General features: G+C 39.8%; 17 protein-coding genes, 1 pseudogene and 1 riboswitch. Of the genes and pseudogenes, 15 read left to right on the forward strand and 3 right to left on the reverse strand.

The features are described from left to right. Positions 1–333 precede the first annotated feature (333 nt). Positions 334–441, forward strand: a riboswitch (SAM riboswitch). A 190-nt stretch (positions 442–631) separates the two neighbouring features. Continuing rightward, positions 632–1,948, forward strand: a complete 1,317-nt coding sequence (locus tag AC2YHV_RS02340; RefSeq protein ID WP_187049278.1) for a Na+/H+ antiporter NhaC family protein — start codon at positions 632–634, stop codon at positions 1,946–1,948. Positions 1,949–2,094: 146 nt separating this feature from the next. Here AC2YHV_RS02340 and AC2YHV_RS02345 read toward each other — a convergent pair whose 3' ends face one another. Both AC2YHV_RS02345 and AC2YHV_RS02350 read right to left on the reverse strand, forming a co-directional pair. Further along, entirely contained in the window at positions 2,095–2,640 is a 546-nt protein-coding gene (locus tag AC2YHV_RS02345) for a chromate transporter (RefSeq protein ID WP_487372501.1), read from the reverse strand. 48 nt (positions 2,641–2,688) lie between these two features. Beyond that, positions 2,689–3,318 carry a chromate transporter gene (locus AC2YHV_RS02350; protein ID WP_487372502.1) on the reverse strand — a complete coding sequence of 210 codons (630 nt, stop codon included), beginning with the start codon at positions 3,316–3,318 and terminating at the stop codon, positions 2,689–2,691. 243 nt (positions 3,319–3,561) lie between these two features. On the opposite strand from AC2YHV_RS02350, the gene AC2YHV_RS02355 reads away from it, so the two are divergent. The 8 genes and pseudogenes from AC2YHV_RS02355 (at position 3,562) to AC2YHV_RS02390 (ending at position 13,520) form a co-directional block, all read left to right on the forward strand. Continuing rightward, positions 3,562–4,440: a LysR family transcriptional regulator gene (locus AC2YHV_RS02355; protein WP_034312547.1), complete on the forward strand. Its 879-nt coding sequence runs from the start codon at positions 3,562–3,564 to the stop codon at positions 4,438–4,440. A gap of 238 nt (positions 4,441–4,678) precedes the next feature. Further along, a pseudogene (locus AC2YHV_RS02360) lies at positions 4,679–4,992 on the forward strand (transposase); the annotation flags it as partial. 214 nt (positions 4,993–5,206) lie between these two features. Continuing rightward, positions 5,207–5,692 carry a DUF2975 domain-containing protein gene (locus tag AC2YHV_RS02365; RefSeq protein WP_487372503.1) on the forward strand — a complete coding sequence of 162 codons (486 nt, stop codon included), beginning with the start codon at positions 5,207–5,209 and terminating at the stop codon, positions 5,690–5,692. A 435-nt stretch (positions 5,693–6,127) separates the two neighbouring features. Next, on the forward strand, positions 6,128–8,119 hold the full coding sequence (locus AC2YHV_RS02370; protein ID WP_268936834.1) for an alkyl/aryl-sulfatase: 1,992 nt from the start codon (positions 6,128–6,130) through the stop codon (positions 8,117–8,119). A 229-nt stretch (positions 8,120–8,348) separates the two neighbouring features. After that, positions 8,349–9,587: an MFS transporter gene (locus AC2YHV_RS02375; protein WP_487372504.1), complete on the forward strand. Its 1,239-nt coding sequence runs from the start codon at positions 8,349–8,351 to the stop codon at positions 9,585–9,587. Positions 9,588–9,671: 84 nt separating this feature from the next. Next, positions 9,672–10,577 carry a LysR family transcriptional regulator gene (locus tag AC2YHV_RS02380; protein WP_268936836.1) on the forward strand — a complete coding sequence of 302 codons (906 nt, stop codon included), beginning with the start codon at positions 9,672–9,674 and terminating at the stop codon, positions 10,575–10,577. Positions 10,578–10,745: 168 nt separating this feature from the next. Continuing rightward, on the forward strand, positions 10,746–11,918 hold the full coding sequence (locus tag AC2YHV_RS02385; protein ID WP_034312532.1) for an acyl-CoA dehydrogenase family protein: 1,173 nt from the start codon (positions 10,746–10,748) through the stop codon (positions 11,916–11,918). 27 nt (positions 11,919–11,945) lie between these two features. Next, entirely contained in the window at positions 11,946–13,520 is a 1,575-nt protein-coding gene (locus tag AC2YHV_RS02390; protein ID WP_487372505.1) for a class I adenylate-forming enzyme family protein, read from the forward strand. A gap of 297 nt (positions 13,521–13,817) precedes the next feature. Here the strand turns inward: AC2YHV_RS02390 and AC2YHV_RS02395 are convergent, their stop codons facing one another. Then, positions 13,818–14,603 (reverse strand): IclR family transcriptional regulator domain-containing protein, encoded by a 786-nt coding sequence (locus AC2YHV_RS02395; protein ID WP_487372506.1) that lies wholly within the window; start codon positions 14,601–14,603, stop codon positions 13,818–13,820. A 244-nt stretch (positions 14,604–14,847) separates the two neighbouring features. On the opposite strand from AC2YHV_RS02395, the gene AC2YHV_RS02400 reads away from it, so the two are divergent. The 6 genes from AC2YHV_RS02400 (at position 14,848) to AC2YHV_RS02425 (ending at position 21,903) form a co-directional block, all read left to right on the forward strand. After that, positions 14,848–15,504: a CoA transferase subunit A gene (locus AC2YHV_RS02400; protein WP_098185350.1), complete on the forward strand. Its 657-nt coding sequence runs from the start codon at positions 14,848–14,850 to the stop codon at positions 15,502–15,504. A 6-nt stretch (positions 15,505–15,510) separates the two neighbouring features. Next, on the forward strand, positions 15,511–16,176 hold the full coding sequence (locus AC2YHV_RS02405; RefSeq protein WP_487372507.1) for a 3-oxoacid CoA-transferase subunit B: 666 nt from the start codon (positions 15,511–15,513) through the stop codon (positions 16,174–16,176). A 23-nt stretch (positions 16,177–16,199) separates the two neighbouring features. After that, on the forward strand, positions 16,200–17,381 hold the full coding sequence (locus tag AC2YHV_RS02410; RefSeq protein WP_487372508.1) for a thiolase family protein: 1,182 nt from the start codon (positions 16,200–16,202) through the stop codon (positions 17,379–17,381). A gap of 70 nt (positions 17,382–17,451) precedes the next feature. Continuing rightward, the gene (locus AC2YHV_RS02415) at positions 17,452–18,726 is read left to right on the forward strand and encodes an Nramp family divalent metal transporter (RefSeq protein WP_222619746.1); all 1,275 of its coding nucleotides are present in this window, start codon (positions 17,452–17,454) and stop codon (positions 18,724–18,726) included. 646 nt (positions 18,727–19,372) lie between these two features. Continuing rightward, entirely contained in the window at positions 19,373–20,455 is a 1,083-nt protein-coding gene (locus AC2YHV_RS02420; RefSeq protein ID WP_411740000.1) for a LuxE/PaaK family acyltransferase, read from the forward strand. Further along, entirely contained in the window at positions 20,452–21,903 is a 1,452-nt protein-coding gene (locus AC2YHV_RS02425; protein ID WP_187049286.1) for an acyl-CoA reductase, read from the forward strand. Before AC2YHV_RS02420 ends, AC2YHV_RS02425 begins: the two co-directional genes overlap by 4 nt. Positions 21,904–21,911: the final 8 nt, after the last annotated feature.

The raw sequence follows: 21,911 nt of genomic DNA on the forward strand, positions 1-21,911 counted from the left end.
GTTCATTAGGCCTCTCAGAATGTAGACAACTCGGTGAAAATCGAGTTTGTCTGCATTTTTTTTATGGTTTGTACAATTTGACGTCGCCTCCAGGCACTCGCTTTTCCCGCAGAAGTCTCGCACAACCGCTCCAATCAACTTAGATCTCTTTATAAACAGTAAGGAGTGCATGTGAAACACTTTAAAAATTAACCCTTGCGAAAATAGACAAAATGCTGTACTGTTATATTTGCTTTTCAAAACGACTTTCGATGTCACGAACTCAGGCAAGTTTACAGCGTGGTACTTTTCTGGCAGGGCATCGTAATTTTTAAATAATTATATAATGTAATCTTCTTATCAAGAGAGACGGAGGGACTGGCCCGAAGATGTCTCGGCAGCGGACTTAAATGGAGTGCTGTGCCAAATCCAGCAGGCTGATTTTCGCCTGAAAGATAAGGAGGGTGTTTTTTATAAATTAAAAGACCTCTTCTTGTTATTAAATAGAAGGGGTCTTTTTTTATGCCAGTTTTTTGCTACAGCTCCATGACTGGAAAATCAGGTAGGTTCAAACTGGAGTTATTTGCGAAAACTGTTAATAGAATAAGAGCTGTGACACATGTCGCGGGAAAAATAAAAAGAGGTGTACATCATGAGTGCAAACAATAAAGGGAATCCATGGGCATTGATCCCATTTGTCGTATTTTTAATTTTATTTATTGGATCCGGAATCATCACTAAAGATTTTTATTCATTTCCGGTGATTGTAGCGATTTCCATTGCATCGGCAGCTGCATTGGCGATGAATCGGAAAGAGACATTCAATGAAAAGGTTGATATCTTCTGTAAAGGTGCCGGGGACGCCAATATTATGTTAATGGTTATCATTTTCCTTTTGGCCGGCGCTTTTGCCGAAGTTGCCAATGGCATGGGGGCAGTTGAATCAACCGTGAATCTTGCCTTAGCTGTTTTCCCCCAAAATCTATTAATGGTGGGGATTTTCATCATCGCATGTTTTATTTCTCTATCCATGGGGACAAGCATGGGAACGATCGTTGCCCTGGCACCTATCGGGGTAGGGATTAGTGAACAAACTGATATTTCACTTGCCCTTTCAATGGCAGCCGTTATTGGTGGTGCGATGTTTGGGGATAACCTTTCATTCATTTCAGATACGACAATCGCTGCTGTTCGAACTCAGGGAACGAAAATGAAGGATAAGTTTAAAGTGAATTTTTTCATCGTTTTACCTGCAGCCATCATCACATGTGCCATCCTAGGAATTTTAACGATGGGTGAACAAGCTGACATTTCCCAACAGTCTTATGATTGGGTGAAGATTCTTCCGTATCTTTGCGTATTGGTCACTGCATTGGCAGGAGTCAATGTGTTCTTGGTCCTTTCCATCGGAATCGTATTTGCCGGAATCATCGGCTTGGCAGATGGTAGTTATCAACCGTTGGGTGTCATTCAAAAAGTTGGAGAAGGAATGGCGGGAATGTATGAAATCTCCTTCCTTGCCATTTTAATTGCAGGTATGGTAGCCGTAATCAAACATAATGGTGGCATCGACTATTTACTCCACCTGGTGACACGAAATAGCAAATCGAAAAAAGGGGCGGAATTCAGCATTGCGGGGCTTGTTGGTTTAACGAACCTTTCAACGGCAAATAACACGATTTCGATTATCATTGCCGGGCCACTTGCCAAAAATATTTCTGAAAAATATGGGATTGATCCGCGGAAATCGGCGAGTGTCCTTGACATTTTTGCATGTTGTATCCAAGGGTTGATCCCGTATGGAGCACAACTGCTTGTTGCAGCAGGGGTAGCAAAAATTTCTCCGTTAAGCATCTTGCCATATTCATATTACCCAATCCTGATTGGACTTTGTGGCGTCATTGCCATCCTGATTGGTTTTCCACGGTTTCAGCCGGGAAATGATGAAATGAAGAAACGTACCTCTTAAAAAGAGAATATAATAATAAAACACCCTGAATCATTGGATGCAGGGTGTTTTCTGTATGGTAAATACATTTATATAGTTTCAATCATTTTTCAATTTTTCTGCTTAATTCCGGTCCAAATTAGTGATAGTAGTGTGTGCGACACCTGTCATGAATAGAGGACAACACCAACTAAACCGGAAAGAATAATTACATAGGCTGGATGCCAGCGTAATTTCATTAGGGCAAATAACGATAAACCAAAAACGATTAATAAGCTTATCGTATGCCATGAAAAGTTCACGGCTATCATATGATTGGAAAGTGCTAAACTGATCGCTGCAAAGATGATCAAACTAGTGACAATCGGTCTTAATCCATAAAACATGGATTGAACAACTGGATAATGATTCAATTTACTGAAAAATGCGGCTATAACGGATACGATTATAATGGCAGGAAGCAAGATTCCTAGAGCAGATGATATGGCTCCTGCTAACCCAGCAGTGGAATAGCCAACGAGAATGGCACTATTGGCGGTTACAGGTCCTGGGGACATCCCGGAAATGGCGATTATATCGGTGAATTCCTGCGTAGTCATCCATCCATGCTGTGAGACTTCCGTTTCTATTACGGGAATCATGGCGTATCCGCCTCCGAAAGATACAAAGCCGATAATAAAGAAGGTGCTAAACAACTCCCACAATTCCATCATTCCATCACATGCTTTCTTAAAAATTAGTTAGTCCCTATTTTGTGTTACCTATATGCCAGCACCCATGAAAGGTTCGAAATCATTTTCTTCTATTTTCCTATCTTTTTTGTCCATCTTGACATTGTAACCTAATTTTCTCTTAATGGAGATGGTCACAATACCGGCTAGGGCTCCTGCTAATATAACCATCACAGGGTGAAGTAAGAAGAGGACGGGAATTCCTGCTATTAAAATACAGAAAGTTGATTTGTCTACAACTGCGGTTTTTCCTATCTTGATAGCCGCATAGGCGATGATGGCTACTATGGAAACTCTGATCGATATGAATGCGGATTCTACCTTCGGATTATCCTGAATGAAAAAATACACAATGCCCAGGAGCAGAACAATTAAAAAGGTAGGTAATGAAACACCGATCATGGCTGCCATTGCCCCCTTCATTCCGGCAATTCGATGGCCGATAAAGGTGGCGGAGTTAATGGCGACAGCTCCCGGTACGGACTGAGATAAAGCAAAAACATCCGTAACTTCTTCGCTTTTCATCCATTTTCTCTTTTCGACCACTTCATTTTCGATTAAAGGGATCATCGCAAACCCGCCTCCGAATGTGACAGGTGCTATTTTAAAAAAGGTCCAAAATAATTGGAATAGAGTTTTCCATTGTCCTTTCATTGACATCAGTCACTTCCTTTGCATGCTTTGTTAATTCTTATCATTAACATATCAAAGAAAAAGGGCTGGGTAAATTGCAACAAAATCATCGGGTATAACAAAACGTTATACCCAGAAGATTTATCCGTTTTATTAGAATGCCGCCAAAAATTGAATAGCCTTAGAATGTTACTCACAATTTTCATTTCACCATTTACCTAATGATGCTATCATTTTAATAAACTATCTAAAAACATGGAGGTCTTTTTCTTGAAATTGGAAAATCTGAAAATGTTTTGTTTAGTGGTGGATGAAGGAAGTATAAGCCAGGCAGCGAGGTTAAGCTTCCTATCTCAGCCCGCTGTAACACGGCAGATCCATCAACTGGAAAATTATTATAACACTTTGTTATTCGACCGTGAGGAAGGAAGGCTTAGAGTTACAGAAGCAGGAAAGCTGTTATATCCTTTTGCAAAAGCCATAGTAAATGACTTCAACCATTCAAAAGAAGTGATTCAGCAATCGACGGGGAAGTACAATGCAAATCTCATAGTAGGGGCTTCCTTGACTATAGGTGAGTATTTATTGCCTAGCTTGCTTGGGAGATTCAAAAAACAACAACCAGAAATAAAAGTGACATTGACGATAAAAAATACGCCCCGGGTTCTGGAGGATCTTTCAAACGATGTCATTGATTTGGCCTTGGTGGAAGGACTTGTGGAAAACACCGATTTTATTGTAGACAAGTTCGCTGAAGACGAATTGATATTGGTATGTCCATCCGACCACCCATGGAAAGACAGAAAAGAAATACAGCTAGAGGAATTGGGAAATGAAAGGATGATTTGGCGTGAATCCATTTCCGGAACACGGCTTATCGTAGAAAATATGCTAAGGGAGCATGGGATTTTAGAAAAAATTGAAAGCTACATGGAGATTGGCAGTACACAAGCGATAAAAAGTGCGGTTGAAGCTGGACTTGGAATCAGCATTTTGCCAAGGTTGACAGTGGCCAGAGAATTGGAGCAAGGCTTTTTGCGGGAAGTGGATATATACAGAATAAATATGGCAAGAAATTTATGGCTAGTCAGGAAAAACAAGCGTTTTAATAAAATAGGAGTGTCTAAATTTGTTGATTTTCTTCAATAAGGATGGGACGCTGCCTTTGTTCACTCATACAATTGGCAGCGTTTTCAGTTTCGTGATTAACGGCGTGGCCCCGGCAGCTAGCAAAAGTCATGGTAAATTGAATATACAGCATTGATTATAAAAGCTCTTCTCTATCGGGAAGGGCATTTTGTATTTGGTTGTTCAGTCTTCGGTTAGACAAACAAAGGGATTAATGGGCATAATAAAAAATATAATGATGGTTCGGAGATGATATAGCGTGGAGTTAAAGGAAATAAAGAAGCTCGCCGAAGAATTAAATGAAAGCGGTAAACAGCAACTTGTATATTGCTTGCAGTCTCGAACGAAACCGATGTCGGCTCCTATTCGTGCAATTGATGAAATCCAGGTACAAAAGCATAAAGCTATTCTTGTCTGTCCACATTGCGATAGCCATTTTGTTGTGCGATTTGGTAAATACGTTATTAAAACATGTGCTGGAAAGGTGAAACAGCAGCGTTACCGCTGTAAGCCTGCCATCAAACCTTCAACGATCTCACAAACACGCCTCTTCAGTGCACCAGAAGACCACATAAATCTAAACGGGCAGTTTTGTTGAACAAGTTGTAAATTTAACATTTTAAAGTAAGAGCATTTCTTTGTAATGAGAAGTGCTTTTTATTTTTGTTAAAATTAAAAAGATATTTCAATAACAATAATAATATAAATAAAAACAATATAAATTTACTGTTATACGATAAATAATATGCTAAAATCAAGTTGTCATTAAATAGGTGAGGTGTTTTAAATGAATGTTAAACAAGGTTCAACGACTTTCTTAAAGGTATTTATTTTTCTGGCTGGAATTGCAGTGCTTGCTTTGTGTATCTGGTTGCCTGACATAGCCGTTAGAGATGCAAGGTTACATCCAGATACGGCATACTTCCTAATCCCCTTTTTAGTATGTGCATACGGATTCTCTATTGCGTTTTCTGTTGCGTTGTATCAAGCATATAAACTATTAACCTACATCGAACAGAACAATGCTTTCTCTGAATTATCCCTTAAATCTTTGAAGATTATAAAGAAATGTGCTTTTACAGTCATTTTCCTCATTTTGTTAGGAATAGTAAGCTTAAGGGTGCTTGCTAAAGTTACAAGTAGTGATGATGCAGCGGGTCCTACATCATTATGTCTAATGGGTATTTTAGCAACAAGTATCATCGCAGCTATTGTGGACGCACTTCAAAAGCCATTAAAAAATGCCCTAGATATAATGTCAAAAAATGAATGATTAACGGATATGTAAGACTTTGAATGGAAGCCTCAATTTTAAGAACTAAATGATTCGCAGGCACCAGTTGATCTAAAGTAATCATTTCAAGTTGATCTCGCTGAATAGAATCTTGTTTCGAAAGCATCCTCATCACCTCAAGTTTTAATAGTTCTATTTTAAAACAAAAAAAACTGTAGACAAAACTCGATTTTCATCAAGTTTGTCTACAGTCTGAACCGCCTTTTCACCAAGGCGGTTTCCTTATGGTCAAATATCAACATTAGAATATAACATTGCCTTTATATAAATAAAATTGAAGTTACTATTAGAAATAGGAAATATACTTAATGGCAAATTAATTATAAGATAAATTCATATTATTCAAAAAAATCCCAAAAAACGACTTCGACATTCGGAATAGATACAAGATATCTACTTAGAAAGGGGTATGAAATGTCCAAAATATCTTTTATTAAAGGAATTGTAACCGTTCCCATTGTTTTTGTTTTACTGGCAGGTTCTTCTGTTACAAATGCTGCTTCAGATGAGCCAATGCCGGCAACAGATGCAACAATCTCAGCAAATAAGGCTATTTATGAACAGTTGAATTTTACAGATAAAGAAGATTTCAAGAATGCACATAAAGGATTTATAGCGCCTTTGAATATGAATCCCATTAAAAATTCAAAAGGTGACGTGGTATGGGATAGTAATCGATATTCATTCATCAAAGAAGATAAGCCGGCAAGCTTTACTGTAAACCCAAGCTTGTGGAGGCAAGCTCAGTTACAAAATATAACAGGCTTATTTAAAGTGGTAGATGGCGTTTATCAAGTTCGGGGCCAGGATTTATCAGTGCTTACCATTGTGGAAGGAAAAACAGGATTAATAGTTTTGGATACACTTTCTACAATTGAAACGGCCAAAGCCGCCATGGAGCTTTATTTTGAACACAGGCCTAAATCCCCAGTAAGTGCAATTGTTATTAGTCACAGTCATGCGGATCACTTTGGTGGTATGAAAGGCATTGCTCAATATGCTGAAAATCCAGCTAAAGTGCCGATTATTGTCCCAGCAGGTTTTAACGATGAAGCGCTAAGTGAAAACATTCTTTTAGGCAATATAATGTCTCGCCGTGCAGGTTATATGTTTGGAAATCTCTTACCCGCAAGTGAAAGGGGATTTGTTACTTCTGGTATTGGCCCAGGATTAAGTAACGGAACTTTTAGCTATTTACCTCCAACAATGGAAGTGAAGGATGATATTCAAACGGTGGAAATAGACGGAATTACATTTAAATTTTTATTGGCGCCGGATTCGGAAGCTCCATCTGAAATGCATTATTATATCAATGATTACAAAACTTTAGTGGTAGCGGAGAACACCGGACACACGTTACATAATATTTATACATTAAGGGGAGCTAAAACCAGAGATACGCTAAAATGGGTGAAAGCACTTGATGAAACTGTTGATCTGTTCGGAAACGAAGATATAGATGCTATGGTTACGGCCCATACATGGCCCATATGGGGAAGGGACAATGTTTTGGAGCAGTTGGAAAGTCAGCGTGATTTATACAAATATATTCATGACCAAACCATACGATTAGCTAATTTAGGTCTCACACCTGACGAAATCGCGGAAGAGTTAAAGCTTCCTGAAAAGTTGGATAAAGTCTGGGCCAATCGGGGGTATTACGGAACATTGAAACATAACGTAAAAGCGGTGTACAACTTTTATTTAGGATATTTCAACGGTAATCCATCCGACTTGGATCCATTACCACAAGAGGAATCGGGCGCTAAATATGTACAGTATATGGGTGGGGAAAAGAAGATCATTAAACAGGCAAAACTTGATTATAAAAAAGGGGAATATCGCTGGGTGGCTCAAGTCTTAAAGCATGTCGTCATGGCTAACCCGAAAAATACAGAAGCAAAAAATTTACTGGCTAAAGCTTATGAGCAATTAGGATACACAGCAGAATCTTCTGTGTGGCGTAATTTCTATCTTACTGGCGCAGACGAGTTAAGGAATGGTGTGGCAGACTCAAAGGGAAGTGGCGGAATGATGAATCTAGATACGCTGCTCAATATGCCAATGGATGATTTCCTCAAATTCTTGTCCATTAAATTAAACGGAATGAAAGCGGAAAATAAAAATATGACTTTCAATTTGACATTTACAGATTCGAAAACCAATTACACGATCGATCTGAATAATTCTGTATTGAACTTCAAAAAAGGGAAAATGGCGTCCAACCCTGATGCAGCATTAACATTAGATAGAATAACCTTCTATCAGATTGCTCTGGGACGGGAAGATTTATCCAAAATGGAAGCAGCCGGTAAAGTTGCCATTTCCGGTGATAAAAAACAGTTTGAAGATTTCCTGACTTTGCTGGATCAATTCCAACCTAAGGTTAATATCGTAACTCCGTGATAATCAAACACTTCATATTCTGAAACAAGGATGGATCAGTTACCCACGAGTCTACTTAGCAGTCTCGTGGGTTTGAATAATTAATCCTGAAGGCAACTTGTTTCGTTTTTAATTTTTTATAAAACGCTCCTAATAGTTACAGAACAAGTTTTGTAATTCGAAAGGAATTGTAAGCGCTTCCTGTGAGGCTGAGGTTTTGTGAAAATATAAAAAAATGGAGTGATGGGGAATGCAGTTATATGCAAGTAAGAAACGAAAAATAATGATTAGCGGCCTTTTATTTGTTGGAATGATTTTAAGTTTTTTTGATCGCGTTGCCATAAATGTCGGGATTATCCCTATTGCAGATGAGTTTCATCTCAATACGTCCCAGACAGGTATTTTAATTAGTATATTTTTTGTTAGCTACTCACTCATGCAACCGCTTGGTGGATGGATGACCGATAAGTATGGTGCCAGGGTCATGGTTACTGTTTCTTTGTTTAGTTGGTCCTTGTTCACTGTAATGACTGGGTTTGCTTGGTCATTCATGTCTTTAATATTCATCCGTTTTCTGTTCGGGTTAGGTGAAGGGCCTTTCTATCCTGCCAGTATGTCCACTATAAGAGATAACTTCCCGGAAGAAGAACGGGGCCGGGCAAATTCGTTTTTCCTGTCTGCCCAAAATATTGGCGGGATATTAGGTACTGCACTTGCAGCTTCCATGGTGGTGGCATTCGGTTGGCGGGGCATGTTTACCATTTCCGGAATTCTAGGGATATTAGCTTCTTTCGGAATTTGGTTCATTCTCAAGCCTCAAGGAAATCAAGAGGTTAAAAAAGACAAACCGAAACAAAAAAAGGTTGCTCTGAAACTGTTATTTAAAATCGAAAATATTTGGAAACTCATAACATTCAAGTTTATATCAAATATTATCAACTATGGTTTGATCACTTGGATGCCTATATATTTGGTTAAAGAAAAAGGAGTGGATTTAATAGCCGCCGGAGGTTTATTGGCAATCCCTTATATTTTTGGTTTCTTGATGTTTAATGTAAGCGGGTGGCTTCTGGATAAACATATGGCTAACCGGGAGAAGTATCTTGCCGCTGCAGGCGCTTTATTATCGGCAATTTTTCTCTTTTTAATGTCTAACGCCACGTCTATAGGACTTATCATCACGTATCTCACCCTCAACTCCGTAGCACTATCTTTCTTTGGAACCGTTCTATATACGATCATCATAAAATACTCACCAAAGGAACTAACGGGCTCTGCCTCCGGACTCGTAACTTTCGCCGGTCAAATTGCAGGTGCTGTTTCTCCTTTAGCCCTCGGTTTGATTATCAGTCTGTTTAATGGCTCCTATAATGCCGCTTTCCTGTTTTTGGTGATAATAGCGTTATTGGGAACGATTGTTGCCGTATCTATTAAAAATAATCAGGCACAACCCGCTAAAGAATACGAAAAAACATCTACCATTGTATAAGGTATTCTGATTTACTTCTCTAAAATTGAAAGGGCTTTCTGTTCGAGGTATGATAGTAGTAATAGGCTAGAAGGAGAATAAACCATGAATATTGAACAATTGGAATATATCATTAAGGTAGCCGAGGTTAACTCGATTTCCACTGCATCAGAAAGCCTCCATATCTCTCAATCTGGAATCAGTATGGCCATTACGAGTTTGGAGAAGGAATTAGGTATAAAAATCTTCAAGAGGTCAAGGTTAGGAACCATACCTACAGAAGACGGAAAGGAAATCATCCAGAAAGCTCTTGAAGTATTAAGCAAATTGGAAGAAATAAGAGACAGTGCCCAAATACATTCAGATACGATGGAAAAAGAGTTGCGCCTTTCATCAACACAAGGTTTATTTCTAACGGTTTTGCCTAAATCCTTGGCCTTATTTAAGAAGAAGTATCCCGAGGTGAAAATTGTCATTGAAGAAAAAGGGGGACAAGAGATAACCGAAGAAGTACGGAATGGTAAGATAGACATCGGGCTATTGAATATCCCAAAGGTTAAACCAAAAGAAATTGAGTTGGAATTCCAACCTTTGATGGAAGCAAAAGTGATTGTGATGGTCAGTAAGAACTCACCATTAGTGAACCGTAAAAGCATAACCCCACGAGAGCTTATGGACCAAAATTTGGTCATTTACAATGGACCAAGAATGAAGTCGTTCATTAAAGGTTTTTTTGATCAATACGGTGAGATGAATATTTTGTTTTTCACAAATAATACAGAGATCATCAAAAAAACCGTCGCTGAGGGATTAGCGATTGCCTTTTCTTATGATATTGGAGTTAACAGCGACCCCTATTTCCTAAGCGGGGAGCTTGTGGCCATTCCTTTGGTGGAGATGGAAAATAATACAATGGAATTCGGTTACGTTTGCTCTAAGAAGCAGTATTTTTCAAAAGCTGCCAGGGAGTTTATAAAATGTCTCGAATTCTACACCACTCTTAAATATTAGTTTCCTATGATGATAGGGAACTAATATTTTTTTATTTACATCAATATTTCTTATATTTATATCATATATCCTTATTTTACTTAAATATTATTTACATTTAAAATTGATTTTATAACATTTCAAATATTTAAAAATTAAGACGAAAATAAAAATCGAAAGGGGAAACATATGGTTACGACCCAGGAAGAGAAATTAGAGGTACTTCAAACAAAGTTGCAGGATTTCATCCAAAATGAATTGCTTCCATATGAACAGGAGCATGGCTTGAACGCTGAAGAGGATATTCCGATGGAAGCCATAAAATGGGCAAGGAAAAGATCCAGGGAATTGGGCTTTTACGGAATTAACCTCCCTGAAAAATATGGCGGACAAGAAGTAAGCTTAAAAGGATTATGCATGTTCAAGGAAGAATTGGCACGTTCCGGAGCGGTTTTATGGGGGCAGGTTATAGGGGAGATTGGCGGGCCGCTAAGAATTGGTCAGATGTTGGAAAGTTTTACACCGGAGCAAATAGAAAAATATGTGATGCCCGTTGTGACGGGAGAAGTGAGTTGCTGCTTTGCCCTTACAGAACCCAATGCCGGGTCGGATGCATTCGCTATCGAAACAACAGCCGTTAAAGACGGAAATGATTATATATTAAGCGGAAAGAAACATTTTATCAGTGCGGCCCCCTATGCTGATTTCGCCATTGTCATAGCGAAAGAATCCCGGAAAGGAGAAAAAGAAAGGATCACTGCTTTCCTAGTTGATAAAAAAACACCACAACATCCAGGGTTTGAACTAGGAGACATTCAAGTTCCCCTATCAGGAGAACGCATACATGCCGAATTGAATTTCAATCAATGTCGAGTGCCTGCCGCCAATATAATCGGAGAACCAGGAAAAGGGTTGCTGCTCGGATTGAAAAGAATAAACACAAATCGCGCTTCCCATGCCGCCGGCTTTATCGGAATGGCTCAACACCTTCTCGATTTATCTATTGAACATGCCAAAACGCGAGTCCAGTATGGCCGGCCCATCGGTGACTTCCAGGCAATTCAGCATATGCTCGCAGATATGGCGACGGAAATCTATGCAGCAAAATGCATGGTCTATGATGTGGTTGATAAAATTGATCAGGGAAAAGAGGATCGGGCCGGTACGTCCATGGCCAAGCTGTTTGCTTCAGAGGTAAATAGCCGTGTGGCTGACAAGGCCATCCAAATCTTTGGCTCCAAAGGCTTGGTAAAAGGCCATCCAGTAGAAAAAATGTACAGGAGTGCACGGATGTATCGGATTCTGAGCGGTACCTCAGAGATTCAAAAAAATACAATTGCCAAAGCACTATTAAAAGGATGAAAACTTTTTCGGGGGAGGAAAAAATTCATGCTGCATAAGTTGACATTTCAGTCACTGATGAATAAAGGAATGAAACGATTCGGTGACCTGCCGGCTATTACCTTGTTGCCAAACGGAGAAACGATAACCTACGATGAGTTATGGAAGAAAACAGAACGTATCACTTCTTATTTAATGCGTTTAGGTGCAGGTAGGGGCGTCCGCATAGCGACCATCATTCCAAACAGTTTGGAAAGTGTGATGTTTGGTTTGGCCGTCCAGCAATGCGGGGCTACCTTGGTGCCATTAAGTGAAAAACTCGGAAAACGAGAAATACAATTCATTTTAAAGGAAGCAAAACCAGAAGTGGTCATAATTGCTACACAGACACACTTTGACACCTTCTTAGAGTATTTGGAAGAAATGAAGAAGGAGGAGGTCCATGTTATTGGGCTCCCTGGCTTTAATAGTAATTATCCGGAGGAGTTTGAACTATTTAAATGTCCTGGTGAAATAAATAATTTAGACTTGCCAACAGCTGAAGAAGATGACATTGCCCTTCTGTCCTATACAGGCGGGACAACGGGTACACCCAAAGGCGTCATGCATTCCCAGAAAGGACTCGGCGCCGCGATACTTTCTGCAGCTATCGAAGACCCGCTGGACGACCGGGACCGGGTATTGCTAAGTACGCCCATTGTGCATTCAGCCGGTTCACTACTTTGGAGATCCCTTGTTTCGGGCGTCCATGTTTATGTGATGGGCTCATTCGACGCTGCAGCATTCATACAGGCGATAAAGGAACATGAAATCACGACGACATTCATGGTACCGACCATGTTATACAGGCTTCTTGATCAGACCAAGAAGATGGAATATGATATGAGCTCCATGCGCAATATCTTCTATGGTGCGTCACCGATTTCACAGAAGCGCCTTAAAGAAGCTTTTGAAGTATTCGGGCCTATCATGCGCCAGCAATACGGCATGACAGAATGTAATATTGTCATTTCAAGACTATCGAAGAGCGCTCATGTATGGGCTTATCATAATAATCCGGAAGTTTTGAAAAGCTGTGGAAAACCGTGCATTCTTACCGAGGTTCGACTGATTGATGAGAATGGAAATGATGTAAAACCAACCGAGTTTGGAGAAATCATCGTAAAGTCCCCAGCCATGATGGTTGGCTATTATCAAAGACCGGATCTTACCCGTGAATACATCCGTGATGGCTGGTTCTACACGGGGGATATTGGTAAATGGGATGAAAGCGGTTACCTTTATATTGTAGATAGGAAGAAAGATATGATCATTACAGGCGGGATGAACGTATATTCTTCAGAAGTGGAGCGAGTGGTGAACCAGCACCCTTCTGTTGCATTAAGCGCATGCATTGGCGTTCCCCATCCAGATTGGGGAGAAGTAGTATGTGTCGTGATAGCATTGCATGAAGGATTGAGCTGTACTAGTGAGGAATTAATTGATTTCTGCAAACAAAGGACCTCTAAGTATATGGTTCCTAAAATTGCCTATTTTCTTGATAAGTTCCCATTAACGCCGATTGGAAAAATAGATAAAAAAGAATTAAGAAAGATGTTTTCACAAGGTATTCTAACCATTTAGGAGAGGCAGAAGAAGTGTATCATAACAGACTTAATTTCAACATTGATACCTACAGAAAACTAGAAAATATAAGATAGACACAAATTATTTTAAGTTACATCATAATTCATACATGAATAGGGGATTTAGGTATATATTCCTAAAAAAATATTTTCGCACCAGGAACCTTAATAATAAAAAAGACGACTCCAATTTTATGAAAATAAATTGGAGTCGTCTTTTTTACTACTAAATTAAATACCACTAAAAAACGAAAATTTTTCAGTGGCCTCAATTTTTTCAAGTGTGTATTTTGATTTAACTTTTAGATCCCGTTTGATGATTTAATTTTTTAACTCCTTCTTGAAGGGCTGGCAAGTAGATTTCTAATAATTTCTTTTTATCTGTTCGGATGACCTGGGTAGAAACATTTACTGCGGCTATCGTTGCCCCCTGCCAATTGATAATGGGCATTGAAATGGAGCGGAGTCCTTCCTCTAGCTCTTCATCACCTAACGCATAACCCCGTGACCTGGTCATGGCCAGGTCTTCCTCGAATTTTTCATAAGTGGTTATTGTATTTTGGGTAAAGGCTTCGATATTGGTGATTCCCCAAATTTTTTTCCTCTCGTTTTCGGGTAACCAGGCAACAAGTGCTTTTCCTAATGAGGTTGCATAATAAGGCAACCTTGAACCGACCTTCAAGTTTGCCCCGACGATCCTTTTAGCTGCATTCACTCTGGAAACATAGACAACTTCCGCCCCATCCAGAATGGCCAGGTTTGTTGATTCCTTTACAGTGGCAGAGATAGATTCCAAGATTGGTTGAGCAAGATCCGGTAAATTCAATGTTTGTAAATAATGGACCGCTAAATCCAAAACCTTAGGGCTGAGTTGAAATCTATTGTTTTCTATTAACCTTATATAACCAAGGTCGACAAGGGTTAATGCAAAGCGTCTAACTGTCGCTTTATTAATGCCTGTCCGCTCTGCAAGTTCCCGAAGCGAAAGACTAGCAGAACTTGAATCAAAAGCTTTTAACACTTCAAATCCTTTTGCGACTGATTGGACGAAATAAGATGATTGTTCCGTTTCATTATTCATCTCGAACTTCCTCCTAAAAATAATGAAAATTTATAGTGAATTTTCAGCCTAATTGTTAGAAAAAACAAACAATTAGGTTGACTTCTTAACAAAAGATAATTATGATTATCCCAAGATACACTATATGTACAATGTGTACGTATAGTGTACGCTTATGATCGCAATTATACAACTCTTTTTTTTAATTTTTTTCAAAGAATATGTAAGGGATTACATTACGTGGAAGAGGAGGCTTTAAGCTACGTTGAATAAAATCATTACTGCATCAGAAGCAGTTTCGTATATAAAAGATGGAGACACCGTCGCTGTAGGAGGTTTTGGGTTGGTAGGATGCCCTCTTAACTTGGTGGAAGCAATGGCTGAACATCCAGTTTCCGATTTAACAATCATTAGCAATAACCTAGGGGAACCCGGAGGAAAAGGTCTAGGTAAGATTCTACTCCAAAATAAAATAAAAAAAGGGATAGGTTCATATTTTACGAGTAATATGGATGCCGTCCGTTACGTCAAGCAAGGTATGTTGGAAGTGGAGCTGGTTCCGCAAGGGACATTAGGAGAAAGGTTACGAGCAGCAGGTGCAGGTATAGGTGGATTTTATACTCGCACGTCAGCGGGGACACTTATAGGAGAAAATAAAGAATCACGAGTAATTAATGGAAAAGAATATGTTTTAGAGTTACCGTTATTTGCTGATGTGGCTTTAGTGAAGGCTAAAAAAGCAGATAGGTTGGGTAATTTAATCTATTCAAAAACAGCTCGGAACTTTAACCCTGATATGGCTAGTGCAGCAAAAATAACTATAGTTGAAGTGGAGGAGATTGTTGAAATGGGCAAGATATCTCCCGAGGAAATCATAACGCCTCATTTGTTCGTGGATTTTATAGTGGAAAGGAGAAATTGACCGAAGATGTCGACATTTACTATTAAAGAAATGATAGCCAAAAGGGTTGCTATGGAAATAAAAGAGGGAACAATCGTCAATTTAGGGATCGGCATTCCGACCATGGTTGCTAACTATATACCCGAAAATAAATCCGTATACCTTCATACGGAAAATGGGCTCCTTGGAGTAGGTCCTTCGCCAGAGAAAGGAAAGGAAGACCCTGAAATCATAAATGCCGGGAAATTACCGGTCACCGCACAAAAAGGTGCTGCTTATTTTTCATCCTCCGAATCATTTGCGATGATTCGCGGCGGACATATTGATACAGTCGTTTTAGGAGCCCTTCAAGTCAGTGAAACAGGAGATTTAGCAAACTGGGCTGTACCGGGAAAGGATATTTTAGGAGTTGGTGGAGCAATGGATTTAGTCGTGGGTGCAAAGGAAGTCATCATTGCAACTCAGCATTGCACCAAAGAGGGCAATCCGAAAATTGTCAATCACTGCGATATTCCACTAACAGCCCAAGGTGTTGTATCGACATTAATATCTGAATATGCAGTTTTTCGATTTAAAGATAATGAAATGATTTTAGAAGAGTTAGACAAGGGGTGTACGATAGAGAAATTAAAAGAAATCACACCTGCAAATTTTATAATTTCACCAAGTTTGAAAGCGTATTCAGTCGAATGAATTAACAATCCGGAGGTATTATAATGGATCATGAATTTGTAATTGTTAGCGCAAACCGTACAGCCATTGGTAGAGTTGGCGGACGATTAAAAGAGGTGCCGGCTGGAAATCTAGCTGCAACAACCATTAAAGATGCGATTGAGCGTGCTGGGCTAGAACCTGAGCAGATCAATGAAGTGATTTTTGGTGAGGTACGGCAGTCCACTGAATCATCTAATCTAGCACGTGTTGCTGCATTAAGAGCTGGTATTCCCCATGAGGCCTCTGCTTTCACAGTAAACCGACTATGTGCTTCAGGCATTCAGGCTGTTGTATCGGGGGTTAAGCACTTAGCATTTAATCCGGATGATATTGTTGTTGCCGGCGGAGCGGAAAATATGAGTAGGGCTCCCATTTATTTAAGAAATTCACGATATGGAGAAGGAAATCCTTACCTTGTTGATTCTAATCTTGAAAATGGCCAGCAGCCAATCGAAGTTTTTGGAAAAGACTTAGGTATGGGGGTTACAGCTGAAAACGTTGCGGAAAAATATAATATTTCCCGTGAGGATCAGGATGCATTTGCTTTGGAAAGCCAGAATCGGGCAAAATTAGCAATTGAGTCTGAATCCTTTAAATCGCAAATTGTTCCGATTGAAATAAAAACTAGAAAAAACACATCGATTTTCCAAATAGACGAGCACCCAAGGGACACAACCTTAGAAAAATTAACCCAATTGAAACCAGTCTTTAAAAAGGATGGAACTGTCACAGCGGGTAATGCCTGTGGCCGAAATGATGGAGCGAGTTCCTTAGTCTTAATGACTCGAGAAAAGGCTTCCAACATAGGTGTCAAACCCATTGCCAAAATCATTAACTGGTCTACAGCCGGTGTCGATCCACGATATATGGGAATCGGTCCAGTTCCCGCAATCGAAAAACTTTTGAAAAAAACTGGTCTGAAGGTTGAGGATATTGGGCTGTTTGAATTGAATGAGGCTTTCGCTTCGCAATCACTTGCCGTGATACGTGAAGCGAAGCTAGATCCTGATAAAATCAATGTCAATGGTGGGGCTATCGCATTAGGTCATCCATTAGGGGCAACTGGAGCGATAATCATAACGAAATTAATTCATGAAATGCAAAAACGACAAGAAAGATACGGGATAGCGACTCTATGTATTGGCGGAGGTCAGGGCATGGCTATTTTATTAGAATTAGCCTAAGACGATTCTAAATGAATGAACTACATTAAATAAATATATTTTGGACATTTACGATCTGAGGAGGCATTACATGGAGACAGAACTTAATAAGCCACAGCTCAAAATTCCACCAGCTACGATGGGGGAAAAATTAAGACAGGTTGGACCAGGTATAGTTGTAGCTGCCACAGGTGTGGGAACTGCCGATTTGATAACATCTATCGTTATTGGAACGTCTTTTGGAATGACCTTTGTATGGGCCATTATTGTCGGTGCAATTTTGAAATACTTTTTAAATGAAGGTGTAGGACGCTGGTATTTGGCAACTGGACAAACCATGATTGATGGCTGGCATTCATTAGGGAAATGGGCAACAGGTTATTTTGGTATCTACTCAGTCATTTGGGGATTTATCTATGGAGCAGCTGCAGCATCGACTTCAGCATTGGCCATGCACGCCATGTTTCCAATCATGCCGCTTTGGGCTTGGGCTATCGTCCATTCGATTCTAGGCTTCGGTCTCGTTTGGACAGGCCGTTATCTGCTGTTTGAACGTGTAATGACAGTTTTAATAGGTGTTATGTTTGTAACGATTATCGGTACAGCGATTCTTTTCCTACCTAGCTTAGGAGATTTTGCAATCGGATTTGTTCCTAGAGTTCCAGAAGGCTCATTCATTTTAATGCTAGGCTTGATTGGTGGAGTTGGTGGAACAATCACCATGGCTTCCTATGGTTATTGGTTAAGTGAAAAAAGCTGGAGTGGAAAAGGTTGGATTTCCATGATGAGAACAGATACCAAGGTTGCCTATACATTAACAGCTATTTTTACATTGGCTGCATTGATAATCGGTGCTCAATTTCTTGCGGGTACAGGTGTCAGCATCCGTGATGATCAAGGGCTTATCCAACTTGCCGAAATGCTTGGGGCGGAGTTTGGCACACCTATGCGTTGGTTATTCTTAATTGCATTTTGGTCTGCAGCTTTCTCTTCCTTACTTGGAGTTTGGAATGGGGTTCCGTATCTTTTTGCTGATTTTGTCAAAACGATACGCAAGAAAAAGGCTCCAGGAAAACAGGCTGTATCAGAAACGGAACCTGCTTATCGTGCCTATCTAACCTGGCTGACATTCCCTCCGATGATTTTGTTTTATTTCGGAAAACCCGTCGAGTTAATCATCATATATGGAGCTTTAGGAGCATTATTTATGCCATTCCTAGCTATCTCCCTGATTTTATTATTAAATTCGAAAAAGGTAGATAAAGAGTTTAGGAACAAAGCGGTTCCTAATTTGGTTTTAACGGCTTGTCTCATCATGTTCGTCTATTTAGGGGTTAACGAACTTATTGAAATTTTTACGAAATAATAGGTAAAGGCTGTGGGGAATCTTCTTCCTGATAGCCTTTATTTTTCCCTTTAGCTGGTCAGTCTCTCTTTCATACGAAGGTTTTTTTACCCCCAAATCTCTTTTTCGCTGCCCCGTAAAAGCATATGTGCTTTACACCTTCACGGAAGAGTTGATGGTCATCGAAAATAATTATATTAAAGAAGGATTTCTAGCAAACATATTCAATCCAAAAGTAGCTGTGTTTTTAAGTTTTTTACCCTAATTTATATCCAGCAGACAAGCACATAGCTTTTACTTTAGAGTTTGGAATGGTATTTCTTTTATATGCCATTAATTAAAGAATTATATGCCTTCATGTAAAATGAAAAATTGAGAAAATCGATGGAGATGATTTGTGTTTATTCCTTTAATGAAATATGGATCTATGATTTAGTGCATTTAACGGTAGTTTAAAATGGAGTTGCATTTTTTAGGCAGAAGGAATAGACTTGAATAAAATTTAATGTTACGGGAGTCTGTGGAATCAGGCTGAGAGTATGACTAACTGTTGTAGACCGTTTGAACCTGTTGGGTAATGCCAGCGTAGGGATTGTGACTAGAGGACCACTATGCACTTTGCTTACGCAAAGTGCTTTTTTATTTTCTATGAAAGGATGTATTCGAGATGAATCAACAGCAAGTCATAACCAATAATATTGTTCGCTATATGCAAAATGCATCGGATGAGGCATTCAATGAACAGGCCTTACAATTATTTTCTTATCAATACGATCATAATCTTCCCTACCGAACCTTTTGTTTTCAAAAAGGAAAGACACCAAGGGTTGTTAAGACATGGAGGGACATTCCGGCCGTTCCGATTAATGCTTTTAAAGAAGTCACGCTAAGCTCCATAGATCCCTCTGAAACAGAAGCTGTTTTCATGACTAGCGGAACTACAAAAGGAATTAAGGGCAAACATTATCATCCCACTTTGGAGGTGTTTGATAAGTCCATGATTTTAAATTTCAGGAAAAGATTTATGAAGGAAACGGAGAAAATACGCATGGGGATTCTTTTTCCAACCGAAATAGAAATGCCTAATTCTTCATTAGCTCGCTACTTGGGTCTTGGAATGCGTGAATTCGGTACGAAGGATAGCCACTATCTATTAAATGAAAGTGGAATTGATATGGACCGCTTGCTGGAGTACCTTGCGCATGCGGAAAAAACTGGGGAGCCTTATGCCCTTTTAGGCGCGAGTTTTAGTTTCGTACATATGATCGAAGAATTAGAACGAATGGGAAAGATCTTTAGTTTACCAAAGGGAAGTAAAATCCTTGATACGGGAGGATATAAGAATCAATCTAAGGAATTGGGTATGGATGAATTCTATCATATGCTTTCAACTCACTTGGGTGTAGACCGGTCTGGATGCATAAATATGTATGGGATGACGGAGCTAAGCACGCAATTTTATGATGACGGTAACGAGACTGTTCCTCCTGTAAAATCGGGACCGCATTGGATAAGGACTAGAGTGATCAATCCTTTAAGTGGGGAAGAGGTCCAAAAGGGCGAGCGGGGAGTACTTGTTCATTGTGATTTAGCTAATTATAATTCGGTCACTACCATCCTAACAGAAGATTTAGGGGTCGAGGTGGATGGTGGTTTTCTTTTATTAGGAAGAGTGCAGGGAACAGAGGCAAAGGGTTGTTCCATAGCGGTGGATGAGTTTTTAAAAGCTGCAAAGGGCGTTTCGGAATGAACGAGATTGCAGGATATATACCGGATATAGGGGATGAAGATTTTACAAAAAGGGTTTTAGTATTTAAGAGAAAGAATGAAGAAGTGGAAGTGGAGATTCCCCTTCTTACGATAGAACAGATGAATAAGGTTATAGAAAAAGTTAAAAGGGCGAGTGTTGAGATATTAAAGGCATTTACGACGGTGGAAATCATGGACATTATTGATAAAGCGATTGATAGATTACTGGATCGTCGCTCACCCTACCGTCAAAAGGCTGAACAGCTCCTGCCGATTATAACAGGGTATGATGAGGAAATAGTTCGTCTTGGTCTTACTATTTATTTGAAAAAATTCCGTAAACATGAACTCCAACGCTTTGTTGTTGAAGATTTAGGAAATCCCCTGATGCTTGATGACTTTCAACCTCGAATCAAAGGCGGGTTCTCTAAGGCAGTAGGGCCAAATCTAATCACCCATATTTGGTCGGGGAATGTCCCAGGTCTTCCTTTGTGGAGCTTCATCTCCGCCTTGCTTACCAAGTCAGGAAACATTGGGAAGGTCTCAAGTGCAGAGCCTTTGTTTGCGGGCTTGTTTGCCCGTTTGTTAGTGGAAATTGAACCTAAATTAGCGGATTGCTTTGCCATTGTTTGGTGGAAAGGGGGCGATGAAGAGCGGGAAACATGCATATTGGAACAAAGTGACGTTGTAGTAGGGTACGGCGGCAACGCTTCGCTTCAGTCTCTTCAAAGCCGAACGCCAATAACCACCAGATTTTTGGCTTATGGCCATAAAATCAGTTTTGGGTTGATCTCTCGCTTTAGCCTGGATTCACAAAAAGCTTTTGAAACTGCACGTCAAGCGGCACTTGATGTCATCCGTTATGATCAGCAAGGCTGCTACTCTCCCCATATTTTTTATGTCCAACATGGCGGCAATGTTTCGCCAAAAGAATTTGCGAGATATCTTGCACATGAACTTGAAAACATGGAAAAAAGATATCCTCGGCGGATCCTTTCAATGGAAGAGTCTGCAGCACTGGCATCGTGGCGTCAAAGAGAAGAGATGAGTGTTTTTTATGATTCCCAAAAAGAGGTATTGGGAAATGTAGCACATGATTGGACCGTCGTATACGAAGAAAAGGACATTTCCTTCACTCCAAGTAGTTTGAATCGAGTGATAAAAGTGATTGCCTTTGAAAAAATAGGGGACCTTATTCCTTCCATTGAGCCTCACCGTTCTTTCCTCCAAACCGTTGGTATAGCTGCAAACCCAAGAGAACTTTTTCATTGGGCCGAGTTATTGGGGGGAATTGGTGTAACGAGGTTAACGGCTTTGGGCAGTATGACGTCTCCCGAAGCTGGATGGCATCATGATGGCCGCTTTAATTTACTAGATTTGATCAACATGGTAGATATAGAGTCCTCTGCTGTAGTGGACAGTGAAAGATTTGCCCCTTATGTTGATTAGGAGGTAGT

Source organism: Peribacillus sp. SRI_006 (genome assembly GCF_057586375.1).

Bases quoted from the DNA above. Each gene is read 5' to 3' on its own strand.
- AC2YHV_RS02340 (WP_187049278.1), top strand. From the start codon at position 632: ATGAGTGCAAACAATAAAGGGAATCCATGGGCATTGATCCCATTTGTC.
- AC2YHV_RS02345 (WP_487372501.1), bottom strand. From the start codon at position 2,640: ATGATGGAATTGTGGGAGTTGTTTAGCACCTTCTTTATTATCGGCTTT.
- AC2YHV_RS02350 (WP_487372502.1), bottom strand. From the start codon at position 3,318: ATGTCAATGAAAGGACAATGGAAAACTCTATTCCAATTATTTTGGACC.
- AC2YHV_RS02365 (WP_487372503.1), top strand. From the start codon at position 5,207: ATGAATGTTAAACAAGGTTCAACGACTTTCTTAAAGGTATTTATTTTT.
- AC2YHV_RS02370 (WP_268936834.1), top strand. From the start codon at position 6,128: ATGTCCAAAATATCTTTTATTAAAGGAATTGTAACCGTTCCCATTGTT.
- AC2YHV_RS02375 (WP_487372504.1), top strand. From the start codon at position 8,349: ATGCAGTTATATGCAAGTAAGAAACGAAAAATAATGATTAGCGGCCTT.
- AC2YHV_RS02380 (WP_268936836.1), top strand. From the start codon at position 9,672: ATGAATATTGAACAATTGGAATATATCATTAAGGTAGCCGAGGTTAAC.
- AC2YHV_RS02385 (WP_034312532.1), top strand. From the start codon at position 10,746: ATGGTTACGACCCAGGAAGAGAAATTAGAGGTACTTCAAACAAAGTTG.
- AC2YHV_RS02390 (WP_487372505.1), top strand. From the start codon at position 11,946: ATGCTGCATAAGTTGACATTTCAGTCACTGATGAATAAAGGAATGAAA.
- AC2YHV_RS02395 (WP_487372506.1), bottom strand. From the start codon at position 14,603: ATGAATAATGAAACGGAACAATCATCTTATTTCGTCCAATCAGTCGCA.
- AC2YHV_RS02405 (WP_487372507.1), top strand. From the start codon at position 15,511: ATGTCGACATTTACTATTAAAGAAATGATAGCCAAAAGGGTTGCTATG.
- AC2YHV_RS02410 (WP_487372508.1), top strand. From the start codon at position 16,200: ATGGATCATGAATTTGTAATTGTTAGCGCAAACCGTACAGCCATTGGT.
- AC2YHV_RS02415 (WP_222619746.1), top strand. From the start codon at position 17,452: ATGGAGACAGAACTTAATAAGCCACAGCTCAAAATTCCACCAGCTACG.
- AC2YHV_RS02420 (WP_411740000.1), top strand. From the start codon at position 19,373: ATGAATCAACAGCAAGTCATAACCAATAATATTGTTCGCTATATGCAA.
- AC2YHV_RS02425 (WP_187049286.1), top strand. From the start codon at position 20,452: ATGAACGAGATTGCAGGATATATACCGGATATAGGGGATGAAGATTTT.